This is a genomic window from Streptomyces phyllanthi, from assembly GCF_009377205.1.
GTDB classification, from domain to species: domain Bacteria; phylum Actinomycetota; class Actinomycetes; order Streptomycetales; family Streptomycetaceae; genus Streptomyces; species Streptomyces phyllanthi.
The window spans coordinates 1-1,391 of the sequence record NZ_VJZE01000900.1 but is presented as its reverse complement, the minus strand read 5'-3'; the positions used below and the strand labels follow the sequence as shown (position 1 = coordinate 1,391).

The 1,391-nt window shown below is 66.6% G+C and carries 1 protein-coding gene; it reads right to left on the bottom strand.

Translation table 11 applies throughout. The annotated features are described in order from the left end of the window. Positions 1-34: 34 nt before the first annotated feature. The gene (locus FNH04_RS45975) at positions 35-1,231 is read right to left on the bottom strand and encodes an RNA-guided endonuclease InsQ/TnpB family protein (protein WP_152792147.1); all 1,197 of its coding nucleotides are present in this window, start codon (positions 1,229-1,231) and stop codon (positions 35-37) included. Positions 1,232-1,391: the final 160 nt, after the last annotated feature.

Here is a 1,391-nt window from a genome sequence, read left to right as displayed (position 1 = left end):
TTGACTTCCTCCCCCTCGTGAACGAGGGGGATTCCTACGGCTCGCGCCGTGGGGTTTTCTGCTTCATCGCCGACTGCCCGCCCGGAGTTCTCCGTTGAGGTCTTACACCAGCTCCACAGACAGACACCGCCAGCCCGGCGGCCAGAAGGTTCTTCGCCGCGTTCACGTCCCGGTCATGGGCCGTGCCGCAGTTGTCGCACGTCCAGGTGCGGACGTTCAGCGGCATCTCCGGCTGGAGGGTGCCGCAGTGGGAGCACAGCTTGGAGGAGGGGAAGAAGCGGTCGACCGCGACCACGTCCCGCCCGTACCAGTGGGCCTTGTACTCCAGCATGCTCCGGAACTGCGACCACGCGGCGTCACTGATGGCGCGGGCCAGGCTCCGGTTCTTGACCATGGTGCGTACGGTCAGATCCTCGATCACGAGCGTTTGGTTCTCACGCACGAGTCGAGTGGTCAGTCTGTGCAGCACATCGCGCCTGCGGTCGGCGATCCGGGCGTGGATCTTCGCGACCTTCTGGCGGGCCTTGCGCCGGTTGGCGCCCTCCCCTTTGGCCTTGCGGGACAACTCCCGCTGGGCCTTGGCCAGGCGCTCGCGGTCGCGGCGCTCGTGCCGCGGGTTGGTGATCTTCTCCCCGGTCGACAGGGTGAGCAGGTGGTCCAGGCCGACGTCGATGCCGACCGCCGCATCGGTGGCCGCGAGGGGCTTGACGGACGGGTCCTGGCACACCAGGGAAACGAACCAGCGACCCGCGCCATCCCGGCTGACGGTCACCGTGGTCGGCGATGCCCCGTCGGGCAGGGGACGCGACCAGACGATACTGAGCGGGTCGGCCATCTTCGCCAGCGTCAGGCGGCCGTCGCAAAAGCGGAACGCCGAAGAGGTGTACTCCGCGCTCGCCCGCGACTTCTTCCTCACCTTGAACCGCGGGTACTTGGCGCGTTTGGCGAAGAAGTTCGCGAAGGCTGTCTGCAGGTGCCGCAGTGCCTGCTGCAGCGGGACGGAGGAGACCTCGTTGAGGTAGGCCAGCTCTTCGGTCTTCTTCCACGCGGTCAGCATGGCCGAGGTCTGGTTGTAGTTGACCCGCTCCTGCCGCGCCCAGGCCTCGGTGCGGGCGGCGAGTGCCATGTTGTAGACCTTGCGCACGCATCCGAAGGTGCGCGACAGCTCGGCTGCCTGCGCATCGGTCGGATAGAAGCGGTACTTGAACGCCCGCTTCACGCGAGTGGCCATGACTCACAAACTATCATCACAACTTGTGGCCACATGCTCACCGTTGGCGATGGACGCCGGTCCGCCCGGAGGGCGAATCGGCTTTCCCTGCCCTGCTCCGCAGGAGTCCGTTTCCTCCCCCGCCTGAAGGCGGGGGTATCCACGGAGGAATCCCGATGAA